The 18,695-nt window shown below is 60.2% G+C and carries 17 protein-coding genes; 4 read left to right on the top strand and 13 right to left on the bottom strand.

The window, feature by feature from the left end; all coding sequences use genetic code 11:
• Window positions 1–198 precede the first annotated feature (198 nt).
• From hflC to JTJ32_RS17935, 9 genes are all read right to left on the bottom strand, one after another.
• Window positions 199–1,068: a protease modulator HflC gene (gene hflC, locus JTJ32_RS17895; protein WP_004883571.1), complete on the bottom strand. Its 870-nt coding sequence runs from the start codon at window positions 1,066–1,068 to the stop codon at window positions 199–201.
• Entirely contained in the window at window positions 1,068–2,246 is a 1,179-nt protein-coding gene (gene hflK, locus JTJ32_RS17900) for an FtsH protease activity modulator HflK (RefSeq protein WP_099229517.1), read from the bottom strand. The genes hflC and hflK overlap by 1 nt, the downstream gene beginning before the upstream one ends.
• A gap of 96 nt (window positions 2,247–2,342) precedes the next feature.
• Window positions 2,343–3,644: a ribosome rescue GTPase HflX gene (hflX, locus tag JTJ32_RS17905; RefSeq protein ID WP_099229516.1), complete on the bottom strand. Its 1,302-nt coding sequence runs from the start codon at window positions 3,642–3,644 to the stop codon at window positions 2,343–2,345.
• 12 nt (window positions 3,645–3,656) lie between these two features.
• Complete coding sequence (gene hfq / locus JTJ32_RS17910) at window positions 3,657–3,917, bottom strand: RNA chaperone Hfq (protein ID WP_002551819.1); 261 nt, start codon at window positions 3,915–3,917, stop codon at window positions 3,657–3,659.
• A 91-nt stretch (window positions 3,918–4,008) separates the two neighbouring features.
• Window positions 4,009–4,980: a tRNA (adenosine(37)-N6)-dimethylallyltransferase MiaA gene (gene miaA, locus JTJ32_RS17915; RefSeq protein WP_210042828.1), complete on the bottom strand. Its 972-nt coding sequence runs from the start codon at window positions 4,978–4,980 to the stop codon at window positions 4,009–4,011.
• Window positions 4,981–6,879, bottom strand: a complete 1,899-nt coding sequence (gene mutL / locus JTJ32_RS17920) for a DNA mismatch repair endonuclease MutL (RefSeq protein WP_180274407.1) — start codon at window positions 6,877–6,879, stop codon at window positions 4,981–4,983.
• 62 nt (window positions 6,880–6,941) lie between these two features.
• Window positions 6,942–8,366 (bottom strand): N-acetylmuramoyl-L-alanine amidase, encoded by a 1,425-nt coding sequence (locus tag JTJ32_RS17925; RefSeq protein ID WP_099229514.1) that lies wholly within the window; start codon window positions 8,364–8,366, stop codon window positions 6,942–6,944.
• 14 nt (window positions 8,367–8,380) lie between these two features.
• Window positions 8,381–8,851 (bottom strand): tRNA (adenosine(37)-N6)-threonylcarbamoyltransferase complex ATPase subunit type 1 TsaE, encoded by a 471-nt coding sequence (tsaE, locus tag JTJ32_RS17930; RefSeq protein WP_184321790.1) that lies wholly within the window; start codon window positions 8,849–8,851, stop codon window positions 8,381–8,383.
• Window positions 8,839–10,329, bottom strand: a complete 1,491-nt coding sequence (locus JTJ32_RS17935; RefSeq protein ID WP_099229513.1) for an NAD(P)H-hydrate dehydratase — start codon at window positions 10,327–10,329, stop codon at window positions 8,839–8,841. The genes tsaE and JTJ32_RS17935 overlap by 13 nt, the downstream gene beginning before the upstream one ends.
• 63 nt (window positions 10,330–10,392) lie before the next feature.
• Between JTJ32_RS17935 and queG the strand changes: the two genes are divergently transcribed.
• Window positions 10,393–11,472 (top strand): tRNA epoxyqueuosine(34) reductase QueG, encoded by a 1,080-nt coding sequence (gene queG / locus JTJ32_RS17940; RefSeq protein ID WP_210042830.1) that lies wholly within the window; start codon window positions 10,393–10,395, stop codon window positions 11,470–11,472.
• 218 nt (window positions 11,473–11,690) lie between these two features.
• Here queG and JTJ32_RS17945 read toward each other — a convergent pair whose 3' ends face one another.
• Both JTJ32_RS17945 and orn read right to left on the bottom strand, forming a co-directional pair.
• Window positions 11,691–12,302 (bottom strand): trimeric intracellular cation channel family protein, encoded by a 612-nt coding sequence (locus JTJ32_RS17945; protein WP_099229511.1) that lies wholly within the window; start codon window positions 12,300–12,302, stop codon window positions 11,691–11,693.
• A 112-nt stretch (window positions 12,303–12,414) separates the two neighbouring features.
• Window positions 12,415–12,948 (bottom strand): oligoribonuclease, encoded by a 534-nt coding sequence (orn, locus tag JTJ32_RS17950; protein WP_210042831.1) that lies wholly within the window; start codon window positions 12,946–12,948, stop codon window positions 12,415–12,417.
• A 108-nt stretch (window positions 12,949–13,056) separates the two neighbouring features.
• Here orn and rsgA point away from each other — a divergent pair, with 108 nt between their 5' ends.
• Window positions 13,057–14,088, top strand: a complete 1,032-nt coding sequence (rsgA, locus tag JTJ32_RS17955; RefSeq protein ID WP_099229510.1) for a small ribosomal subunit biogenesis GTPase RsgA — start codon at window positions 13,057–13,059, stop codon at window positions 14,086–14,088.
• A 71-nt stretch (window positions 14,089–14,159) separates the two neighbouring features.
• Here the strand turns inward: rsgA and motB are convergent, their stop codons facing one another.
• Both motB and motA read right to left on the bottom strand, forming a co-directional pair.
• Window positions 14,160–15,191, bottom strand: a complete 1,032-nt coding sequence (gene motB / locus JTJ32_RS17960) for a flagellar motor protein MotB (protein WP_184321796.1) — start codon at window positions 15,189–15,191, stop codon at window positions 14,160–14,162.
• 3 nt (window positions 15,192–15,194) lie between these two features.
• The gene (motA, locus tag JTJ32_RS17965; RefSeq protein WP_083181002.1) at window positions 15,195–16,046 is read right to left on the bottom strand and encodes a flagellar motor stator protein MotA; all 852 of its coding nucleotides are present in this window, start codon (window positions 16,044–16,046) and stop codon (window positions 15,195–15,197) included.
• A gap of 207 nt (window positions 16,047–16,253) precedes the next feature.
• Here motA and JTJ32_RS17970 point away from each other — a divergent pair, with 207 nt between their 5' ends.
• Window positions 16,254–17,789, top strand: a complete 1,536-nt coding sequence (locus JTJ32_RS17970; RefSeq protein WP_210042832.1) for an HDOD domain-containing protein — start codon at window positions 16,254–16,256, stop codon at window positions 17,787–17,789.
• Window positions 17,790–17,834: 45 nt separating this feature from the next.
• Window positions 17,835–18,650: a thiosulfate sulfurtransferase gene (gene rhdA / locus JTJ32_RS17975; RefSeq protein WP_210042833.1), complete on the top strand. Its 816-nt coding sequence runs from the start codon at window positions 17,835–17,837 to the stop codon at window positions 18,648–18,650.
• Window positions 18,651–18,695: the final 45 nt, after the last annotated feature.

The raw sequence follows: 18,695 nt of genomic DNA on the forward strand, positions 1-18,695 counted from the left end.
ACAAACACCCGAGACAGGCCTTGCAGACCACTTTCCTCGAAAAATCTTGCCGATCGCCACGCGGGCTTCGGCCAATCAATCGTGCAGACGCAAAAAAGCCGGGAATTTCCCGGCTGCCGCATGATACACACGTTTTACCGAACGATCACCCCACCGGACGGTTTTGCCGCCCGGCGGGTGATTTATTACACCCGGATATTACGGCTTGGCTTTTTCCAGATAGCGGAAGAACTCGCTGTTCGGATCAAGCACCAGCATGTCGCTCTTGTTCGCGAAGCTTTCACGGTAGGCACGCAGGCTGCGGTAGAACGCGTAGAACTCCTGGTCCTGACCGTAAGCCTTGGAGTAGATCGCAGCCGCCTGGGCATCACCATCACCACGCGCCTCTTCAGACTCGCGATAGGCTTCAGCCAGCAGTACACGACGCTGACGATCGGCGTCGGCACGGATGCCTTCAGCCAGCTCGTTACCCTTGGCACGGTGCTCGCGGGCTTCACGTTCACGCTCGGTGCTCATGCGCTCGAAAACACTGCGGTTCACTTCCTTGGGCAGGTCGATGGCCTTGACGCGAACGTCGACCACTTCGATACCCAGTTCTTTCTCGGCCATGCGGTTCAGGGAACCTGTGATGTCCGCCATCAGTGCATCACGCTCACCCGACACAACTTCGTGCAGGGTGCGCTTGCCGAACTGGTCGCGCAGACCGGATTCCAGACGACGCGACAGACGCTCGTCGGCAATCTGCTTCAGGCCGGAAGTCGCCGTATAGAAACGCTCGGCATCCTTCACGCGCCACTTGGCGTAGGCGTCGACCATCACGGCTTTCTTCTCCAGCGTCAGAAAACGCTGGGTCGGAGCATCGAGGGTCAGCAGACGGCCGTCGAACTTGCGCACCTGGTTCACATAAGGAACCTTCACATGAAGGCCCGGCTGCACATCAGCCTGCACCACACGACCGAATTGCAGCAGGACTGCACGTTCGGTCTGCGACACGATGTAGAAGCTGTTCCAGGCAATGACTGCCAGTACCACACCAACAATTAGGGTGATCAGCGATTTATTGCTCATCAGCGACTCTCCCTGGTACGTACATCGCGCTGCTGAGTATCGACCGCTCGCACGCCGACATCAGTTCCAGTCGCGGATGAACTACCGGCACTCGGGGTGTTACCGGTACCGCTGCGACTGTTTTCCATCATCTTGTCGAGCGGCAGATACAGCAGATTGTTCTGACCTTTGTCACCGGTCACGAGCACCTTGCTGGTATTGCTGAAGACTTCCTGCATGGTGTCCAGATACAGACGCTGACGGGTCACCTCAGGTGCCTTGCGGTATTCGGCGACCAGCTTGGTAAAGCGGTCAGCCTCACCCTTGGCGCGGGAAACCACTTCGTCGCGATAACCGTTGGCGTCTTCAAGAATACGCTGGGCCTGACCACGGGCTTCCGGGATCACACCGTTGGCGTAGCTTTCCGCCTGATTGCGCGCACGCTGCTCATCTTCACGAGCACGGATCACGTCATCGAACGCTTCCTGTACTTCACGCGGCGCCGCCGCGCTCTGCACGTTCACCTGAGTCACGGTGATACCGGTGCGGTAAGTGTCGAGGAAACGCTGCAGGCGTTCCTTGATCTCGCTCGCCATCAGTTCACGGCCTTCGGTCAGCACCTGATCCATCGCCGTGGATCCCACTACATGGCGCAGCGCACTTTCGGTGGCGTGCTGCAGGCTGATCTCAGGCTGATCGACGTTCAGGACGAAATCCTGAAGGTTGCTGATCTTGTACTGCACGGTGAGCGGCACTTCGACGATGTTCTCGTCTTCGGTGAGCATCTGGCCCTGCTTGCTGTAGGCACGCTCGCGAGTCACGTTTTCCATGTACTTGCGATCGAACGGCGGGAAATAGATGTTCAGACCCGGCCCCACGGTTTCGTGGTACTGGCCGAAACGCAGTACAACTGCCTGTTCCTGTTCGTCGACAACGTAGATCGCGCTGTAAAGCCAGAAAGCGACGAGCACGACCAGACCGATGCCGAGCAGACCGAAGCCGCCGCCCTTGCCCGAACTGCCGCCACTGCCGCCATCACCACTGCGTTTCTTACCGCCGCCGAACAGCCCGTTCAGGCTTTCCTGCAGCTTACGGAAGGCCTCGTCGAGATCAGGTGGCCCCTTGCGGTCGCCGCCACGGCGTTTACCACCCCAGGGATCTTGATTATTCGAGTTGCCACCCGGCTCATTCCAAGCCATAGCGCTCTCCATCTGATAAAGCAAAGACGCACCATCGGCGCGCCGCCCCATGCTACAGAATGCCCGCGAAAGCCGTACAACGGCTTTCTCGTGCTTTTATTGCAAAGTGTGTTGCTCGATGAACTCCAGCGGCTGCAATCCTTCGCGAGTCACCAGACGATTGAGTTCAACGCGCGGTATACGCACTGCCAGAAGACTTGAGCCTTCCTCGTCATGCGTCTCGCTCTGCACGGCACCCAGTTCGAAGAACTGCGCGCGCAGCCGGGCGAGACGCTGAGGCAGACACAGGGTGCCGACGAACAAATCGTCACCCAGCAGTTCGGCCACGGCCTGCTTCAGCAGGTCCAGCCCTCGACCATCACGGGCAGACACCCAGACACGTTGCGGCTTGCCATCGGCATCACGCTGTATCTGAGGCTCCACACCTTCAAGCAGATCGAGTTTGTTATAGACCTCAAGTATCGGCAAGCCCTCGGCACCGATCTCGCCGAGCACAGCTATGACCTGCTCGATCTGCGACATGCGATCCGGCTCATGGGAGTCGATCACATGCAGCAGTAAATCGGAGTTGCTCGATTCTTCGAGCGTGGCGCGGAAGGCTTCAACCAGTTTGTGCGGCAGGTGGCGAATGAAGCCCACGGTATCGGCCAGCACGATGGGGCCCAGGTCGTCGAGTTGCAGACGACGCAACGTCGGGTCCAGCGTGGCGAACAGCTGATCGGCTGCAAACACGTCGGAATCGGTCACGGCGTTGAACAGCGTGGATTTGCCAGCGTTGGTGTAACCCACCAGCGAAACCGAAGGGATGTCGGCGCGACGACGGCCGCGACGGGCCTGATCACGCTGACTGCGAACCTTCTCGAGCCGGCCCTTGATCTGGCGCAGACGAACCCGAAGCAGACGACGGTCCGTTTCGAGCTGGGTTTCACCCGGCCCACGCAAGCCGATACCACCTTTCTGACGCTCAAGGTGAGTCCAGCCCCGCACCAGACGGGTACTCATGTGTTCAAGCTGGGCCAGTTCGACCTGCAGCTTGCCTTCATGGGTACGTGCGCGTTGGGCGAAGATGTCCAGAATCAGACCGGTGCGATCAAGCACGCGACACTCGAAAACACGTTCGAGGTTACGTTCCTGACTGGGCGTGAGGGTGTGATTGAAGATCACGATGTCGGCCTGTTCGGCCTTGACCTGGTCGCGAAGCTCCTCGACCTTGCCAGAGCCGATCAGGTATTTGGCAGATGGCCGATGACGCGGCACGTTGATAAACGCGACGGTATCGGCACCAGCCGACAGGGCCAGCTCCTGAAACTCCTGCGGATCTTCGCGCGCCTCAGGGTCCTGACCATCCAGATGAACGAGAATCGCACGTTCACCACCGCTGTGGCGCTCAAAGAACAAGGCAGACTCCTATCAGGCGTTACCTGGCTCGGCATCGGCGCCGTCAGCGTCGGTAGCGCTGGGCAGACGAATCGGACGAACCGGTACGACGGTTGAAATAGCGTGTTTGTAGACCATCTGGCTGACAGTGTTTTTCAGCAAAATGACGAACTGGTCGAAAGACTCGATCGTGCCCTGCAGCTTGATACCGTTGACCAGGTAGATCGATACCCCGACCTTCTCTTTACGCAAGGTATTCAAGTAAGGGTCTTGTAGCGAATGCCCTTTTGACATGTGCCGCACTCCTTTAAGGATCAATAAATAATAAATCGAATTCGATTGGCTTACCGGCCACCCCCCAAGGATAGACGGCTATTGCAAGGACTCAGCCCAATATGGAGACCGATCCCAGGTATTTCAAGGCGCGTGGCAGATTGTCGCTGGCCAGGCTGTCCAACCAGTGCAAATTTTCCCAGCTGCGTAGCCAGGTGAATTGCCGTTTGGCCAGTTGACGCGTTGCAATGATGCCGCGCTTTTGCATTTCATCCCGTGTCAGCTTTCCATCCAGGTGATCCCAGACCTGGCGATAACCGACGGCTCGTATCGATGGCAGACCTGAATGCAGGTCGCCTCGTGAGCGCAATGCCAGTACCTCGTCCAGAAACCCCTGGTCCAGCATGTGCAAAAAACGTAGTGCGATGCGGTCATGCAGTACCTTGCGATCAGCCGGAGCTATCGCAAGATTCGCAACAGTATAGGGCAATTGCTGACGCCCCGATGCGGCTGCTTCGGTACTTTGCACAGTTTGTTGCTCGCGGTGTGCGGTCATGCTCGTTCCGCTGACGCGATAAACCTCCAGCGCACGGATCAATCGCTGCGGATCATTGGGGTGAATACGTGCTGCCGACACCGGGTCGACCACCGCCAATTGATCATGCAACCACTGCCAGCCGTGGGCCAAAGCATCGGCTTCGAGCTGTGCCCGAACCTGCGCATCCGCCGCCGGCATATCCGCCAGTCCGTCCAATAGAGCCTTGAAATACAACATAGTGCCGCCCACCAGCAAAGGAATATTTCCCCGGGCGGTGATTTCAGCCATGGCGGCCAGTGCGTCGGTACGAAAATCGGCCGCCGAATAGCTCTGCGACGGGTCGCGTATGTCGATCAGGCGGTGTGGAAATTCGGCCAGTTGCGCCTTCGACGGCTTGGCCGTGCCGATGTCCATGTCGCGATAGACCAGCGCCGAGTCGACGCTGATCAGCTCACACGGCAGGACTTTGGTGAGTTCGATTGCAAGATCGGTCTTGCCCGCTGCGGTTGGCCCCATGAGAAAGATGGCCGGAGGTAAAGCATTCATTCATTGTCCGCGCAGGAATAATTTATCCAGATCGTTGAGCCCCATCTGGGTCCAGGTAGGACGACCGTGGTTGCATTGCCCGCTGCGTTCGGTGTTTTCCATGTCGCGCAGCAAGCCGTTCATTTCCGGGATCGCCAGACGGCGGTTGGCCCGGATCGCGCCATGACAGGCCATGGTGCCCAGCAGTTCGTTCATGTGCGCCTGCACCCGGTCACTGGTGCCATATTCCATCAGATCTGCAAGCACATCACTGACCAACCGATTGGCCTCGGCCTGCTTGAGCAACGCTGGAATCTGCCGGATGGCCAGTGTCTCCGGACCCAGGCGCTGCAACTCGAAACCCAGACGCTGGAAGGTCGCCAGATGCTCTTCGGCACAATCCGCTTCGCGCTGACTGACCGCAATGGACTCGGGCACCAGCAGCGGCTGTCCGCTCAGGCCTTCGTTGGCCATCGCAATTTTAAGGCGCTCGTACATGATCCGTTCATGAGCGGCGTGCATGTCCACCAGCACCAGCCCGTGGGCGTTTTCAGCCAGGATATAGATGCCCTTGAGCTGCGCGAGCGCATAACCCAACGGGGGAATATCAGCAGGTGACTCAGGCAACGAAGTCGGCGTTGCACCCGGCAGCGGCGCGAAAAACTCGCGGTAGGCGCTTTGCACTTCGGCAACCGGTGCGCCCGGCGAGGCAGGCCGCGGCGAATATTGATACTGATAACCGCCACCCGAGCCCGACCCGGCGGGACGTGCATAGGGTTCGCCCTGCGGCTGTTCGAGCACGTTATTGGCCAGACGCATCTCGCCCTGCGGCCCAAACTCGCCCGCTTCCGGGCCGGTCGGACGCACAACCGCCGTCACAGGCGCACTGCCGGACAACTGATCTTCGGGACGAACATCACCCAGTGCACGGTGCAGCGTGCCGTACAGAAAATCGTGCACGGTGCGGCCATCACGGAAGCGCACCTCGTGCTTGGTCGGGTGAACGTTGACGTCTACAGCGGCCGGATCGACCTCGAAAAACAACACGAAGGTCGGGTGGCGACCATTGAACAGCACGTCGCGATACGCCTGACGTACGGCGTGGGCAACCAGCTTGTCGCGTACTGCACGGCCGTTGACGAAGAAGTACTGCAGGTCTGCCTGGCTGCGAGAGAACGTCGGCAACCCGACCCAGCCCCACAGATGCAGACCGTTGCGCTCGATCTCGATGGGCAGCGCCTGCTCGAGAAAGCCCGGGCCGCAGATGGCCGACACGCGACGCGCTCTGGCGGTGTCGTCATGGGCCTCGTGCAGGCTGAGAATGGTCTTGCCGTTATGACGCAAATGGAAGGCCACGTCGAAACGTGCCAGCGCCATGCGCTTGATCACTTCCTGCAGATGATCGAATTCAGTCTTTTCGGCCTTGAGAAACTTGCGCCGGGCAGGCGTGTTGAAGAACAGATCACGCACTTCGACGGATGTACCAACCGGGTGCGCAGCAGGCTGCACCCGGGGCGCCATGTCACGGCCTTCGGTCTCGACCTGCCAGGCCTGATCGGCGTCGCGGGTGCGGGACGTCAGGGTAAGACGCGCCACCGAACTGATCGATGCCAGGGCCTCACCGCGAAAGCCCAGGCTCATCACGCGCTCAAGGTCTTCCAGATCGCGAATCTTGCTCGTTGCATGGCGCGCCAGCGCCAGGGGCAGATCATCCGAGGAAATACCGCTGCCATCGTCGCGCACTTTCAGCAGCTTGATACCGGCCTGCTCGACATCGACATCGATACGCCGCGCACCGGAATCGAGGCTGTTCTCCAGCAGTTCCTTGATCACCGACGCGGGCCGCTCGACCACCTCACCCGCAGCGATCTGGTTAGCCAGTCGCGGGCTGAGCAGCTCGATGCGAGCGGCGTTCAGGATGGCCTGTTCGATTTGCGGCTCGACGCCTTCGAGCAGAAGATCGCTGCTGGCGGCTTCATCATTCATGGCTGTGTTGCAACCTCGGCGCTTGGAATTCGCAGGTCCTGGCCGATTTTCAACTCATCGGTTTTCAAGCCATTGGCGCTGCGCAATGTGGCGATGTTCATGTCGTAACGCGCGGCCAGCATGGCCAGCGTTTCGCCGGAACGTACAACATGGTTGCGCGGGCCCTGGGCCAGCTTCCCGTTATCACGCAGCCAGGCAATGTAAGTGCCCTGTGGCGGGTTCTGCTGGAAGAACTGCTTCACGCCGGAGTTGATCGAGCGCGCCAGCGCCTGTTGATGCGAGGCCGACGACAGTTTGTTGGCTTCGTTGGCGTTGGAAATAAAGCCGGTTTCCACCAGGATCGACGGGATGTCCGGCGACTTGAGCACCATGAAGCCAGCCTGCTCGACACGGGACTTGTGCAGCGAGGTGACCCGACCGATGTTGCTCAGGACTTTCTGGCCAACGTTCAGGCTCGACGACAGCGATGCCGTCATGGACAGGTCGAGCAGTACGCCTGCGAGCATGCGGTCCTTGTCATCGAGACTCACGGCACCGGCACCACCGATCAGGTCGGACCGGTTTTCACTGTCCGCCAGCCAGCGCGCGGTTTCGGATGTCGCGCCGCGATCAGACAGCGCGAAGACCGATGCACCAAAGGCCGCCGTCGAAGGTGCCGCGTCGGCATGAATGGAAACGAACAGGTCAGCCCCTTTGGCACGGGCGATCTCGGTGCGTTTGCGCAATGGGATAAAGTAGTCGCCGGTTCGCGTCAGCTCGGCGCGGTAACCCTTCTCGGCATTGATCTGGCGTTGCAGCTCCCGTGCAATCGACAGCACCACATTCTTCTCTTTCTCGCCGCCCCTGCCGGACGCGCCCGGGTCTTCGCCGCCATGACCGGCGTCGATCACCACCACGATATCGCGCTTGCCATTGGGCACAGGCGTCAGCTTGACCTCAGGCTTGGACGGGCTGATCGGCACCGCCGGTGCAGTGTTCGCAGGGGTGTCTGCAATGGTGGGCACAGGCGTAGGGTTGGCGTCGGCAGCGTTGTCGAACAGGTCCACGACAAGGCGGTTGCCGTACTGCTGATTCGGCGCAAGTGTGAAGCTCTTCGGCGTCACGGCTTTTTTGAGGTCGATGACCACGCGCAAGTCGGTTGCAGTCCGCTGGGCAGACCGCATGCTGGTGATCGGCGTATTGGCGGTCGACACATTAAGCGGCCCGCCCAATGTCGCACCGTTGATATCGATCACCAGACGGTCAGGTGAAGTCAGGGTAAATACGCTGTGCTGGACAGGTCCTGAAAGGTCGAATACCAAGCGAGTGTTGTCCGGCGCTCGCCATAAGCGGACACTTCGTACTTGCGTAGCGGCCAGCGCTTCGACAGCCAAGGCCATCAACAGCAGACCTACTACAGTAACCAGCGCGCGCATGCGCATACCTAACCCCATATCTATTTGAATTCCAAAGCCAAAGTGGCACACCAGCGTTCGCCACGCGAACCCGTGGGGCTCAATATCACGGAACGACCTTCTCCGTGCGGGCTAATGGTAATGGTCAGGTCAGGCTTTGGCAAAAAGCCTGCACCACGCTGGGGCCATTCGATGAGACAAAGTGAGTCACCGTCGAAGTAATCACGCACGCCCATGAACTCCAATTCCTCTGGATCGACCAGTCGATACAGGTCGAAGTGAAAAACCTTGATCGCCCCTGTTTCATAGGGCTCAACGAGGGTGAAGGTCGGACTCTTTACCGCCCCTTCATGCCCGAATCCACGTATCAGGCCTCGCGAAAGCGTGGTCTTGCCCGCACCCAGATCCCCGTCCAGAAAAATGACACCCACCCCCTCGGTGACCTGAGCGAGGCGTGCGCCGAAAGCCATCATGGCCTCTTCGCCAATCACATGCAGCGTTAAATCAGACACGGTTTCAGCTCCTCCAGTAACTGACGAATGGCGGGAATACTATCGCTGGCAGCCATACCACGCCCCGATGCACCGATTTTCTGACCGGCGCTGGCATGCAGCCAGACCGCCAGACAGGCCGCATCGAACGCACTCAGGTGCTGGGCCATCAGCGCACCGGTCAGCCCGGCCAGCACATCGCCAAGGCCGGCAGTGGCCATTGCAGGGTGGCCGCGATCACACAGCGCCAGTCGCCCATCGACATCGGCGATCAGGCTGCCAGAGCCTTTGAGCACGCAGACCGTATTGAATTTACGCGCCAGCGCATGGGCCGCAGCAGCGCGGTCGCTCTGCACCTCTTGGGTACTGATCCCCAGCAGGCGCGCCGCTTCACCGGGATGCGGGGTGATGACGCTGTTCTTCGGCAGGACCACCTGCCCGGTCGCCAATTGGTTGAGTGCATCGGCATCCCAGACCTGCGGCCTGTCTGCGTTGGCGGCGGCAGACAGCAGACTGCGCCCCCAACTGTCCTGACCCAGACCAGGCCCCACGACCAGCACGCTGGCGGCCTCGATCAGCGTCATGAGCTGATTGGCTGAATGGATGCCGGCACTCATGATTTCCGGCATGCGTGTCAGCGCGGCAGGCACATGCTCGACACGGGTCGCCAGCGTGACCATGCCTGCGCCACTGCGCAATGCGCTTTCGGCGCTCAACAGTGCCGCGCCGCCGAAACCATGATCGCCACCGATGACCAGCACACGACCGTACATACCTTTATGGGCCGTGCGCGGTCGAGGCGCCAGGAAAGGCAGGCTGGTTTTGTCGAGTCGCTTTGCAGTCACCGGTGCCTGAGCGACGATGGCCTTGTCGGCCTGAAGATCATCAAAAATCAGTTGCCCGATCAAATCGGGCGCATCGCCAGTCAGCATGCCCATTTTCAGGCCGATGAATGTCACGGTGAGGTCCGCACGAACGGCGACACCCAGGCAATGCCCGGTATCAGCACACAGCCCCGACGGAATATCCACCGCCGCCACCGGTAAGCCGCTGGCGTTGATCGCCTCGATAGCTGAACGATAAGGATCGCGCACATCGCCCTGAAGACCTGTTCCCAGCAGCGCATCAACAACAATGCCAGCCATGGGCTGACTGGCCCAGGGCTGGATATCGACACCCGATGCGGCGGCATAGGCCAGTGCAGCATCGCCCTTCAACGCAGCGGGGTCACCGACGGCCAGCACGCGAACCTGCCAGCCGGTCTTGTGGGCCAGCGAGGCCACCAGATAACCGTCTCCGGCATTGTTGCCATGCCCGGTCAGCACCGTCAGTTCGCTCGCTTCCGGCCAACGCCTGCGGATCGCCCGCCAGGTTGCGTGAGCGGCCCGCTGCATCAATTCGAAGCCTGGCGTGCCTGCGGCAATCAGCCGGGCGTCGAGGTCACGGACCTGCGCAGCACTGTACAGCGCGTCGGGTAAATCGGGTTTCGTGTCTAACATGCGTCTCTAGGCTCCGATGTCTGGCAGAATTATACGCACCTTGTCTCTGGTTTCTCTCTGCGCATGCCCGCTATTACCGCTGAACGTCCCACCGCTGACGACCTTGTCACCCTTGCGCAATCGATCAAGGCGTGGGGCCGTGAGCTCGGCTTTCAGGAAGCAGGCATCTCCGGGCTCGATCTGGCAGACCACGAGCAGCATCTGCAGCGCTGGCTCGAAGCGGGCTATCACGGCGAAATGGACTATATGGCAGCCCATGGCAGCAAACGTTCCCACCCTGAAGAACTGGTGCCGGGAACGCTGAGGGTAGTATCGCTGCGTATGGACTATCTGCCAGGCGACACAGAAATGGCTCAGCGCCTGACCGAGCCTGAAAAAGCCTACGTGTCGCGTTACGCCTTGGGCCGCGACTACCACAAGCTGATTCGCAAACGCCTGCAACAACTGGCCGAGCGTATTCAGCAAGCCATCGGACCATTCGGTTTCAGGGCCTTCGTGGACAGCGCGCCGGTGCTGGAGAAAGCCATCGCCGAACAGGCCGGACTGGGCTGGATCGGCAAGAACACACTGGTGCTCAATCGCAAGGCCGGCAGTTTTTTCTTTCTCGGCGAGCTGTTTGTGGACCTCCCGCTGCCGGTCGATCCGCCACACGCCACCGAACACTGCGGGCGCTGCACGGCGTGCCTCGACATCTGCCCCACGGCAGCCTTTGTCGGGCCTTATGTGCTGGATGCGCGACGCTGCATTTCCTACCTGACCATCGAACTGAAGACCTCCATTCCCGAAGAACTGCGCCCTTTGATCGGCAATCGGGTGTTCGGCTGCGATGACTGTCAGATCGTCTGCCCCTGGAACCGCTTCGCCCGCCCTACCGATCAGAGCGACTTCCAGCCCCGCCACAATCTGGATAACGCCGGGCTGGCCGAACTGTTTCTATGGGATGAAGATACATTTCTGAGCAGCACAGAGGGATCGCCTTTGCGGCGTGCCGGGTATGAACGCTGGCTGAGAAATCTGGCGGTCGGACTGGGCAACGCACCTTCGACCATTCCCGTGATCGAAGCGCTGGAAGCCCGGCGCGAGTATCCATCGGAGATGGTCAGGGAACATGTGAAGTGGGCGTTGAACAGGCATGGCCGCTAGACCTTTCTGCCTTTGCAATGATCGGCCCTCACGCTCTGCGCTTATCGCTACGCGCGTCTCACTGGACAGATACAAAACCTGTGGGAGGCGGCTTGCCGGCGATTCATTTTTCCAGCAGACGCTTCAGTGACTGCACTGACGCTATCGCCGGCAAGCCGCCTCCACGGTATCTGTATTCACCCCGCTCCACCGTTTCAGACACCTGCAAGCCAATCAGATCAAGGCTCATCCTTGTAGACGAACTTGGGCATTTCCCAGTGGAAACGGATCGCCAGCAGGCGCAGCAGCAAGCCGCCGAACAGGGTGATCAGCACGCTCTGCCCGGACGGCAATTCCAGATACCCGCATAGCAGAAAGCACCACGCAGCGAGAAACGAGACGCTGGCGTAAAGCTCGCGGCGGAAGATCAGCGGGATGTCATTGCAGAAGATGTCACGCAGGATACCGCCGAACACCCCGGTAATGACCCCACACACCGACGCGATCAGCATGCCGTGCCCGGCTTCCAGCGCGGTCATGCAGCCAATCAGCGTGAAGGCCACCAACCCGAGCGCATCGAGCACCAGAAACAGCGAGCGCAGGTGCCGCATCAACGGGGCGATGAAAATGGTCACCAGCGCCGCAACACTGGTCAGCACCAGGTATTCCGGGTGCTTGACCCAGGTCAGCGGGTAATGACCGATCAGCACATCCCGCACCGAACCGCCGCCCAATGCCGTGACGCAGGCGATCAGCACAACGCCGAACCAGTCCATGCCGCGTCGCCCGGCAGACAGTGCGCCGGTCATGGCTTCGGCAGTGATGGCGATCAGATAAAGCATCAGCAACATGGTGACGACTCGGCGACAAGGGCGCGCAGTTTAACCAGCGCCGTTGTGCGCCGAAAGGCTTATGCACTGAAAGAGTGCAGCGAAGGTGCATCCGCCGCACAGGCCTGATGTGTCACTTGATGAAGTGCTCGCGGTAAAAACGCAGTTCGGCAATGGATTCGCGAATGTCGTCCAGCGCCAGATGCGTACTGCCCTTCTGGAACTTAAGGTTCGGCGACCAACGGGCGGCCAGTTCCTTGAGGGTCGAGACGTCCAGATTGCGGTAGTGGAAATAGTGCTCAAGAGTCGGCATGTGGCGATACAGGAAGCGACGATCCTGACAGATGCTGTTGCCGCAGATCGGCGAACTGCGCTCAGGGACCCACTGCATGATGAAGGCCAGGGTCTGCGCCTCGGCGTCAGCCATCGTCACCGTGCTTTCACGTACGCGCTGGGTCAGGCCCGAGCCGCCGTGCTGACGGGTGTTCCATTCGTCCATGCGCGACAGCGTTTCATCGCTCTGGTGAATCGCAAGCACCGGGCCTTCGGCCAGGGTGTTCAGCTCACTATCGGTGATGATCGTGGCCATTTCGATGATGACATCGGTGTCAGGGTCCAGACCGGTCATTTCCAGGTCGATCCAGATAAGGTTCTGCTTGTTCTGCATGTGACGACTCCTCAGCGTAGGCGCGCAGTTTAGCTTACCTGGCCGTGCTAGACTGCCGCCCGATTCAACGTACTGCCTATTCATCTGCTTCATCACATCGGAACACCCATGGCCAAACGCCAACTCAATCGTCGTCAGAACTGGCGCATCGAAAAGATTCAGGGCGAACGTGCTGCCCGCGCTGCGAAACGCGAGTCCGTCGCGCTCGAAACACTCGAAGGCGGTGACCTCGGCCCGGAACAGACCGGACTGGTGATTGCCCACTTCGGCGTTCAGGTCGAAGTCGAGGCCCAGGAAGGCGAACAGACCGGTCAGGTGTTCCGCTGTCACTTGCGTGCCAACCTGCCGGCCCTGGTGACAGGGGATCGCGTGGTCTGGCGCGCTGGCAATCAGGGCATCGGCGTGATCGTTGCCCAACTGCCCCGCACCACCGAACTGTGCCGCCCGGATTCACGCGGCCAGCTCAAGCCGGTGGCAGCCAACGTCGACCTGATCGTCATTGTCTTCGCACCGATGCCCGAGCCGCACGCCAACCTGATCGACCGGTATCTGGTTGCCGCCGAGCATGCCGGGATTCACCCCCTGCTGCTGCTCAACAAGGCCGACCTGATCGACGAGCAGAACGCTCCCGCGCTCAACGCCTTGCTGGCTGTCTACCGCACACTGGGCTACCCGGTGCTGGAAGTGTCTGCGCACCACGGCGACGGCATGCAGCAGTTGCAGGCGCGCCTGGATGGCCATATCAGCGTGTTCGTGGGTCAGTCCGGTGTGGGCAAGTCCTCGCTGGTCAACAGCCTGCTGCCTGAAGTCGGCACGCGTGTCGGCCCGCTGTCGGAGCTGTCCGGCCAGGGCACGCACACCACAACCACTGCGCGGCTGTTCCACTTTCCCCGTGGCGGCGACCTTATCGACTCACCCGGCATCCGCGAATTCGGCCTGGGGCACGTCAGCCGCGCTGACGTGGAAGCAGGTTTCATCGAGTTCAACGACCTGATCGGCACGTGCCGTTTCCGCGACTGCAAGCATGACCGTGAACCGGGCTGTGCCTTGCTCAAGGCGCTCGAAGACGGACGCGTGCAACAGCAGCGGATGAACAGCTATCGCTCGATCATCGCCAGCCTGCCGGAAGACAGTTATTGATACCTGCCTGAGCTGAGCTTCTGCCAAAGAAAATGCCGCGATCATCGCGGCATTTTCTTTGGCGTCATGGCTCAGTTCTGAGCCGGCTCGACCTTCAGCGTGCCCTGATCGAAGATATTCAGCTTCTGCCGAATTTCGTGAGGCTGGGCGTACGCCTGGGGATCGACCGGCGCAGGCGCTGTCGAAGCGCCCGGCGCTGCTCCGGGTGCGGCTGGCGCCGTCGGTGCCGGAGCCGTTTGCGGTGCGCCCCCCGTGTTCTGCGAACCCTCGATACGCGCCTGGGCCTTTTTGGTCAGCACGACGATATCGATACGCCGGTTAACCGGATTGGTCGGATTCTGAGGGTCGTACAACGCCGAGGAAGCATGACCGACGACGCGAGCTACCTGCGACTCTGGATAGCCGCCTGCAACCAGCGCGCGACGTGCCGCGTTGGCACGGTTGGCCGACAGTTCCCAGTTGCCGAATCCACCATTGCCTACAAACGGAGTGGCATCGGTATGCCCGCTGATGCTGATCTTGTTGGGCACGCTTTTGATGGTGTCGGCCATCGCCAGCAGAATGTCCTCGAAGTAAGGTTTCAGGCGCGCACTGCCGGAGTCGAACATCGGGCGGTTGTCGGCATCCATGATCTGGATGCGCAGACCGTCCTGCGTGATCTCGAACAGAATCTGGTCCTTGAATTTCTGCAACTGCGGATTCTCTTCGACCTTGTTCTGCAATTCCTGCAGAAGCATTTCGAGACGCTCCTGCTCGACTTCCTCAGCCTTGGATTCCGAAGTCTCGGACTCAATAGGTACTGTATCCGGCGAAGGCGTGGTCTTCACTTCCGGGTTGAGCGTCTGGTTGGGCGACATTTCAGGCGAGCCGCCCAGATCGATCACATAGGGCGAACCGCTGTCGGAGAACCCGACCGGATCCTTGAAGTAACCGGCCACGGCAATCAATTGCTCGGGCGTGGCGGACGACATCAGCCACAGCACCAGGAAAAACGCCATCATTGCCGTCGCGAAGTCGGCAAAGGCGATTTTCCAGGCGCCGCCGTGGTGCCCTCCACCGAAGCGCTTGACGCGCTTGATGATTATCGGCTGATTATTTTCCATGGCTTAGCGACCGCGAACCGCTTGTTCCAGCTCACTGAAGCTGGGGCGATGCAGCGGATACAGAACCTTGCGGCCGAACTCGACAGCCAGCGAAGGCGGCATGCCAGAGGCCGAGGCTACCAGAGAAGCCTTGATGCATTCGTAGACGTTCATTTCTTCCTTGGCATCGTGAGCCAGGGAAGTTGCCAGCGGACCGAAGAAACCGTAGGCCGCGAGAATACCGAAGAAGGTACCTACCAGTGCTGCACCCACGTGCATGCCGATGGCCGCCTTGTCGCCCGACCCCAGGGACGCCATGGTCACCACGATACCGAGTACCGCCGCGACGATACCGAAACCGGGCATGCCGTCGGCAATACCGGTGATGGCGTGCGATGGATGCTCGAGCTCTTCCTTCATGCTCAGCAGCTCCATGTCGAACAGGCCTTCCAGCTCGTGGGGAGCCATGTTGCCCGAGGACATGATGCGCAGGTAATCACAGATGTACGCCGTCATGCGTTCATCTTTCAATACACCCGGATATTTGGCGAAGATGGGGCTTGAGGCCGGCTCTTCGATATCGCCTTCAATCGCCATCATGCCTTCGCGACGGCTCTTGTTGAGGATCTCGTAAACCAGCCCCAGCACTTCAAGGTAATAGGCGTGAGTGAAGCGCGTGCCGAACATCTTCAGCGACTTTTTGAACACGTGCATGGTCATGTGGCCGGGGTTGGCCTGCAAAAATGCACCCAGCGCTGCGCCACCGATGATCAACACCTCATAGGGCTGAAACAGGGCCATGATCTTGCCGTGAGACAGGACGTATCCGCCGAGGACACTCGCGAAAACGACAATGATGCCGATAATTTTAGCCATAGGAGAAAATACTTTACTGAGTCGGGTTCAGGGACAGTCCGGAAGTTCTTGAAACTCTTCTTCTCCTTATCGGCCTAACTGGGCCAGACTATAGGCAGTTCTTGCTAAAAAACCAGTTCGGCCCGGAATCGCGGGACCCAAAATGGCTGTTGCGCCCCAGAACGCTGGCAGCCTCCCAGCTCGAAAATCAGCTGCACAGGGCATCGAATGTCGACAACGCATGTTTCACATCCGCCGGTTCCAAAGACGCTTGAATCCTGGGTCAGACTGCTCGATGGCGTCGCGCTGCCAGTGCCTGCGGCCAACCACGACCGGGTTCGTGCGGCACTCAACGACAGTCGGCGCTCGCTGCGTGAAATAGCGGAAATGATGCAGGAAAGTCCTGCGCTGGTGCTCAGCGTAATGCGCGAAGCCAATCACCACACGCATGGCATCACCGAACAGGCCGAAAGCCTGGAAATCGCGATCAACCGGCTGGGTCTGGCGCGTACGGAAGTGCTGCTGGGGCGTTTGCCCGCCAAGCCGCCTGAAGAGATTCCGGCCGCTTTCCGCCAGTTGATCCTGATCAGCCAACACGCCACGCAGCAGGCCAACGGCCTGTTCGCCAGCCGTCTGGCGCGGCTGTGGCAAGACATTCATCTGGGCAGCCTGCTGTTCCTGGCGCCGCTTTGGCCGATGGCGCTTGCTTATCCCAGGCTGCTCGAAGAACTCGAACTTCGCGTCATTCATAAAGGCCACTCCAGCATCGCCGTCGAGAAGGAGCTGTTCGGCGTCAATCTGCTGGAACTGGGCTTGGCACTGGCCGAGTTCTGGCGCCTGCCGGTCTGGGTAACCCGCGGTTACAAACTGCTGCTCAGCGAGCGGCGTGATCTGGTCAAGGTGCTGCGCATCGCACGCGAAGACCAGGATCCGCTGCTGCAACAGCAGATGATGGATGCCGCCCCCAACCTGCGCCGCTGGCTCAACCAGCCCGCCAACACCGTGCTGCTGGGTAACGGACTGGCGCTGGCAGCGCAGCATGCCTGGAACAGCCCACACTGCCTGCGCTGGGAACGACTCACCAGCCTTTACCTGCAACAGCCATTGGGTGATGTGCAGCAGCAGGCGCACCAGAATGCCGCCAGCAGCGCACGCCATCACAGCGAAAAGGATCTATGGCACCCGGCTGAATCCCTGATCTGGCCGTGGGATGCACGACGCGTAAGACGCGATAACGAACCTGCGCCGCCGCCCTCGGCCGATGCTCTGCAGCTCTGGCGCAAGCAATGCGCCGAACTGCTGCAGGACCCGACGCCGTTCATCAATGCCATGCACTTGACCACCTCTGCCCGAGAAGCGCTTGTTGCCTGTGGCATGCAGCGGGTCATGCTGCTGATGATGGACAAGACTGGAACGGCGCTGCGCGTGCATCAGTCTGCCGGACTGCCGCCCGAGGCTGCAGCGATGCAGTTGTTTATAAAGGAAAGCACAGTCCTGCAACGCCTTCTGACCCAGCCAACCCAGCTGCGCATGACGCCTGCCAATATCGCCCAGTTTTCCGCCCTGTTGCCGGCACCGCTCAAAGCGCTGTTCAGCGGTCAGCATTGGCTGATTCGCTCACTGAGCAGCAACGGCAAAGTCATGATGCTGGTGGTCGCTGATCAGGGCGGCGGCACACTGTCAGAAATTTCCGTTCAGGCATTCGGAAAAACCGCGCAATGCATTGAGCGCGCGCTCGGCGTCTTTAGTCATCGCAAAGCCTGAGGCCTGGCGTACAATTCGCATCTTTCTTTTCATCGGAGGCTGCAAATGTCCGTATTCGCTGGCTTACCGTTGGTCATCGAGCCCAACGATCTGCTTGAGCGCCTTGAGGCCCCGGAACTGATTCTGGTGGATCTGACCAGCAGCGCTCGCTACGAGGCCGGGCACATTCCTGGCGCTCACTTCGTTGATCCCAAGCGCACTCAACTTGGCCAGCCACCTGCGCCCGGCCTGTTGCCTGCACATTCCGACCTTGAAAGGCTGTTTGGCGAACTGGGCCATAACCCTGATGCTGTCTATGTCGTCTATGACGATGAAGGTGGCGGGTGGGCCGGGCGTTTCATCTGGTTGCTGGACGTGATCGGCCATCATCGCTACCACTACGTGGATGGCGGCCTGCTGGCCTGGGAAGCTCAGTCACTGCCGCTGAACCGTGATACTCCGACAGCCGCTGGCGGTACGGTGACTCTTAAGCTGCACGACGAGCCGACGGCAACTCGCGAATACCTGCAAAGCCGACTGGGTGCTGCGGACCTGGCTGTTTGGGATGCCCGGGGACCCACCGAATACTCGGGCGAGAAAGTGCTGGCGGCCAAGGCGGGACACGTACCGGGCGCCGTCAACTTCGAATGGACGGCCGGCATGGACAAGGCACGCCATCTGCGCATTCGCGATGACATGCCACAGATTCTGCAGGACCTGGGCATCACGGCCGACAAGGAAGTGATCACCCATTGTCAGACCCACCATCGTTCCGGCTTCACCTATCTGGTGGCCAAGGCGCTGGGCTATCCCAGGGTCAAGGCGTATGCCGGCTCATGGGGCGAATGGGGCAATCACCCGGACACGCCTGTCGAAAAATGACCAAGGCCGGGCTCAACCTTTTGAGTCCCGCCCGTTTCCTTATCA

This window comes from Pseudomonas alliivorans (assembly GCF_017826695.1).
GTDB lineage: Bacteria > Pseudomonadota > Gammaproteobacteria > Pseudomonadales > Pseudomonadaceae > Aquipseudomonas > Aquipseudomonas alliivorans.

What these genes read in the sequence shown, in the direction of transcription:
- hflC (WP_004883571.1), bottom strand. Translation starts at nt 1,068, where the DNA reads ATGAGCAATAAATCGCTGATCACCCTAATTGTTGGTGTGGTACTGGCA.
- JTJ32_RS17925 (WP_099229514.1), bottom strand. Translation starts at nt 8,366, where the DNA reads ATGCGCATGCGCGCGCTGGTTACTGTAGTAGGTCTGCTGTTGATGGCC.
- hflK (WP_099229517.1), bottom strand. Translation starts at nt 2,246, where the DNA reads ATGGCTTGGAATGAGCCGGGTGGCAACTCGAATAATCAAGATCCCTGG.
- motB (WP_184321796.1), bottom strand. Translation starts at nt 15,191, where the DNA reads ATGGAAAATAATCAGCCGATAATCATCAAGCGCGTCAAGCGCTTCGGT.
- rsgA (WP_099229510.1), top strand. Translation starts at nt 13,057, where the DNA reads ATGGCCAAACGCCAACTCAATCGTCGTCAGAACTGGCGCATCGAAAAG.
- queG (WP_210042830.1), top strand. Translation starts at nt 10,393, where the DNA reads ATGCCCGCTATTACCGCTGAACGTCCCACCGCTGACGACCTTGTCACC.
- motA (WP_083181002.1), bottom strand. Translation starts at nt 16,046, where the DNA reads ATGGCTAAAATTATCGGCATCATTGTCGTTTTCGCGAGTGTCCTCGGC.
- JTJ32_RS17935 (WP_099229513.1), bottom strand. Translation starts at nt 10,329, where the DNA reads ATGTTAGACACGAAACCCGATTTACCCGACGCGCTGTACAGTGCTGCG.
- rhdA (WP_210042833.1), top strand. Translation starts at nt 17,835, where the DNA reads ATGTCCGTATTCGCTGGCTTACCGTTGGTCATCGAGCCCAACGATCTG.
- JTJ32_RS17945 (WP_099229511.1), bottom strand. Translation starts at nt 12,302, where the DNA reads ATGTTGCTGATGCTTTATCTGATCGCCATCACTGCCGAAGCCATGACC.
- JTJ32_RS17970 (WP_210042832.1), top strand. Translation starts at nt 16,254, where the DNA reads ATGTCGACAACGCATGTTTCACATCCGCCGGTTCCAAAGACGCTTGAA.
- miaA (WP_210042828.1), bottom strand. Translation starts at nt 4,980, where the DNA reads ATGAATGCTTTACCTCCGGCCATCTTTCTCATGGGGCCAACCGCAGCG.
- orn (WP_210042831.1), bottom strand. Translation starts at nt 12,948, where the DNA reads ATGCAGAACAAGCAGAACCTTATCTGGATCGACCTGGAAATGACCGGT.
- hfq (WP_002551819.1), bottom strand. Translation starts at nt 3,917, where the DNA reads ATGTCAAAAGGGCATTCGCTACAAGACCCTTACTTGAATACCTTGCGT.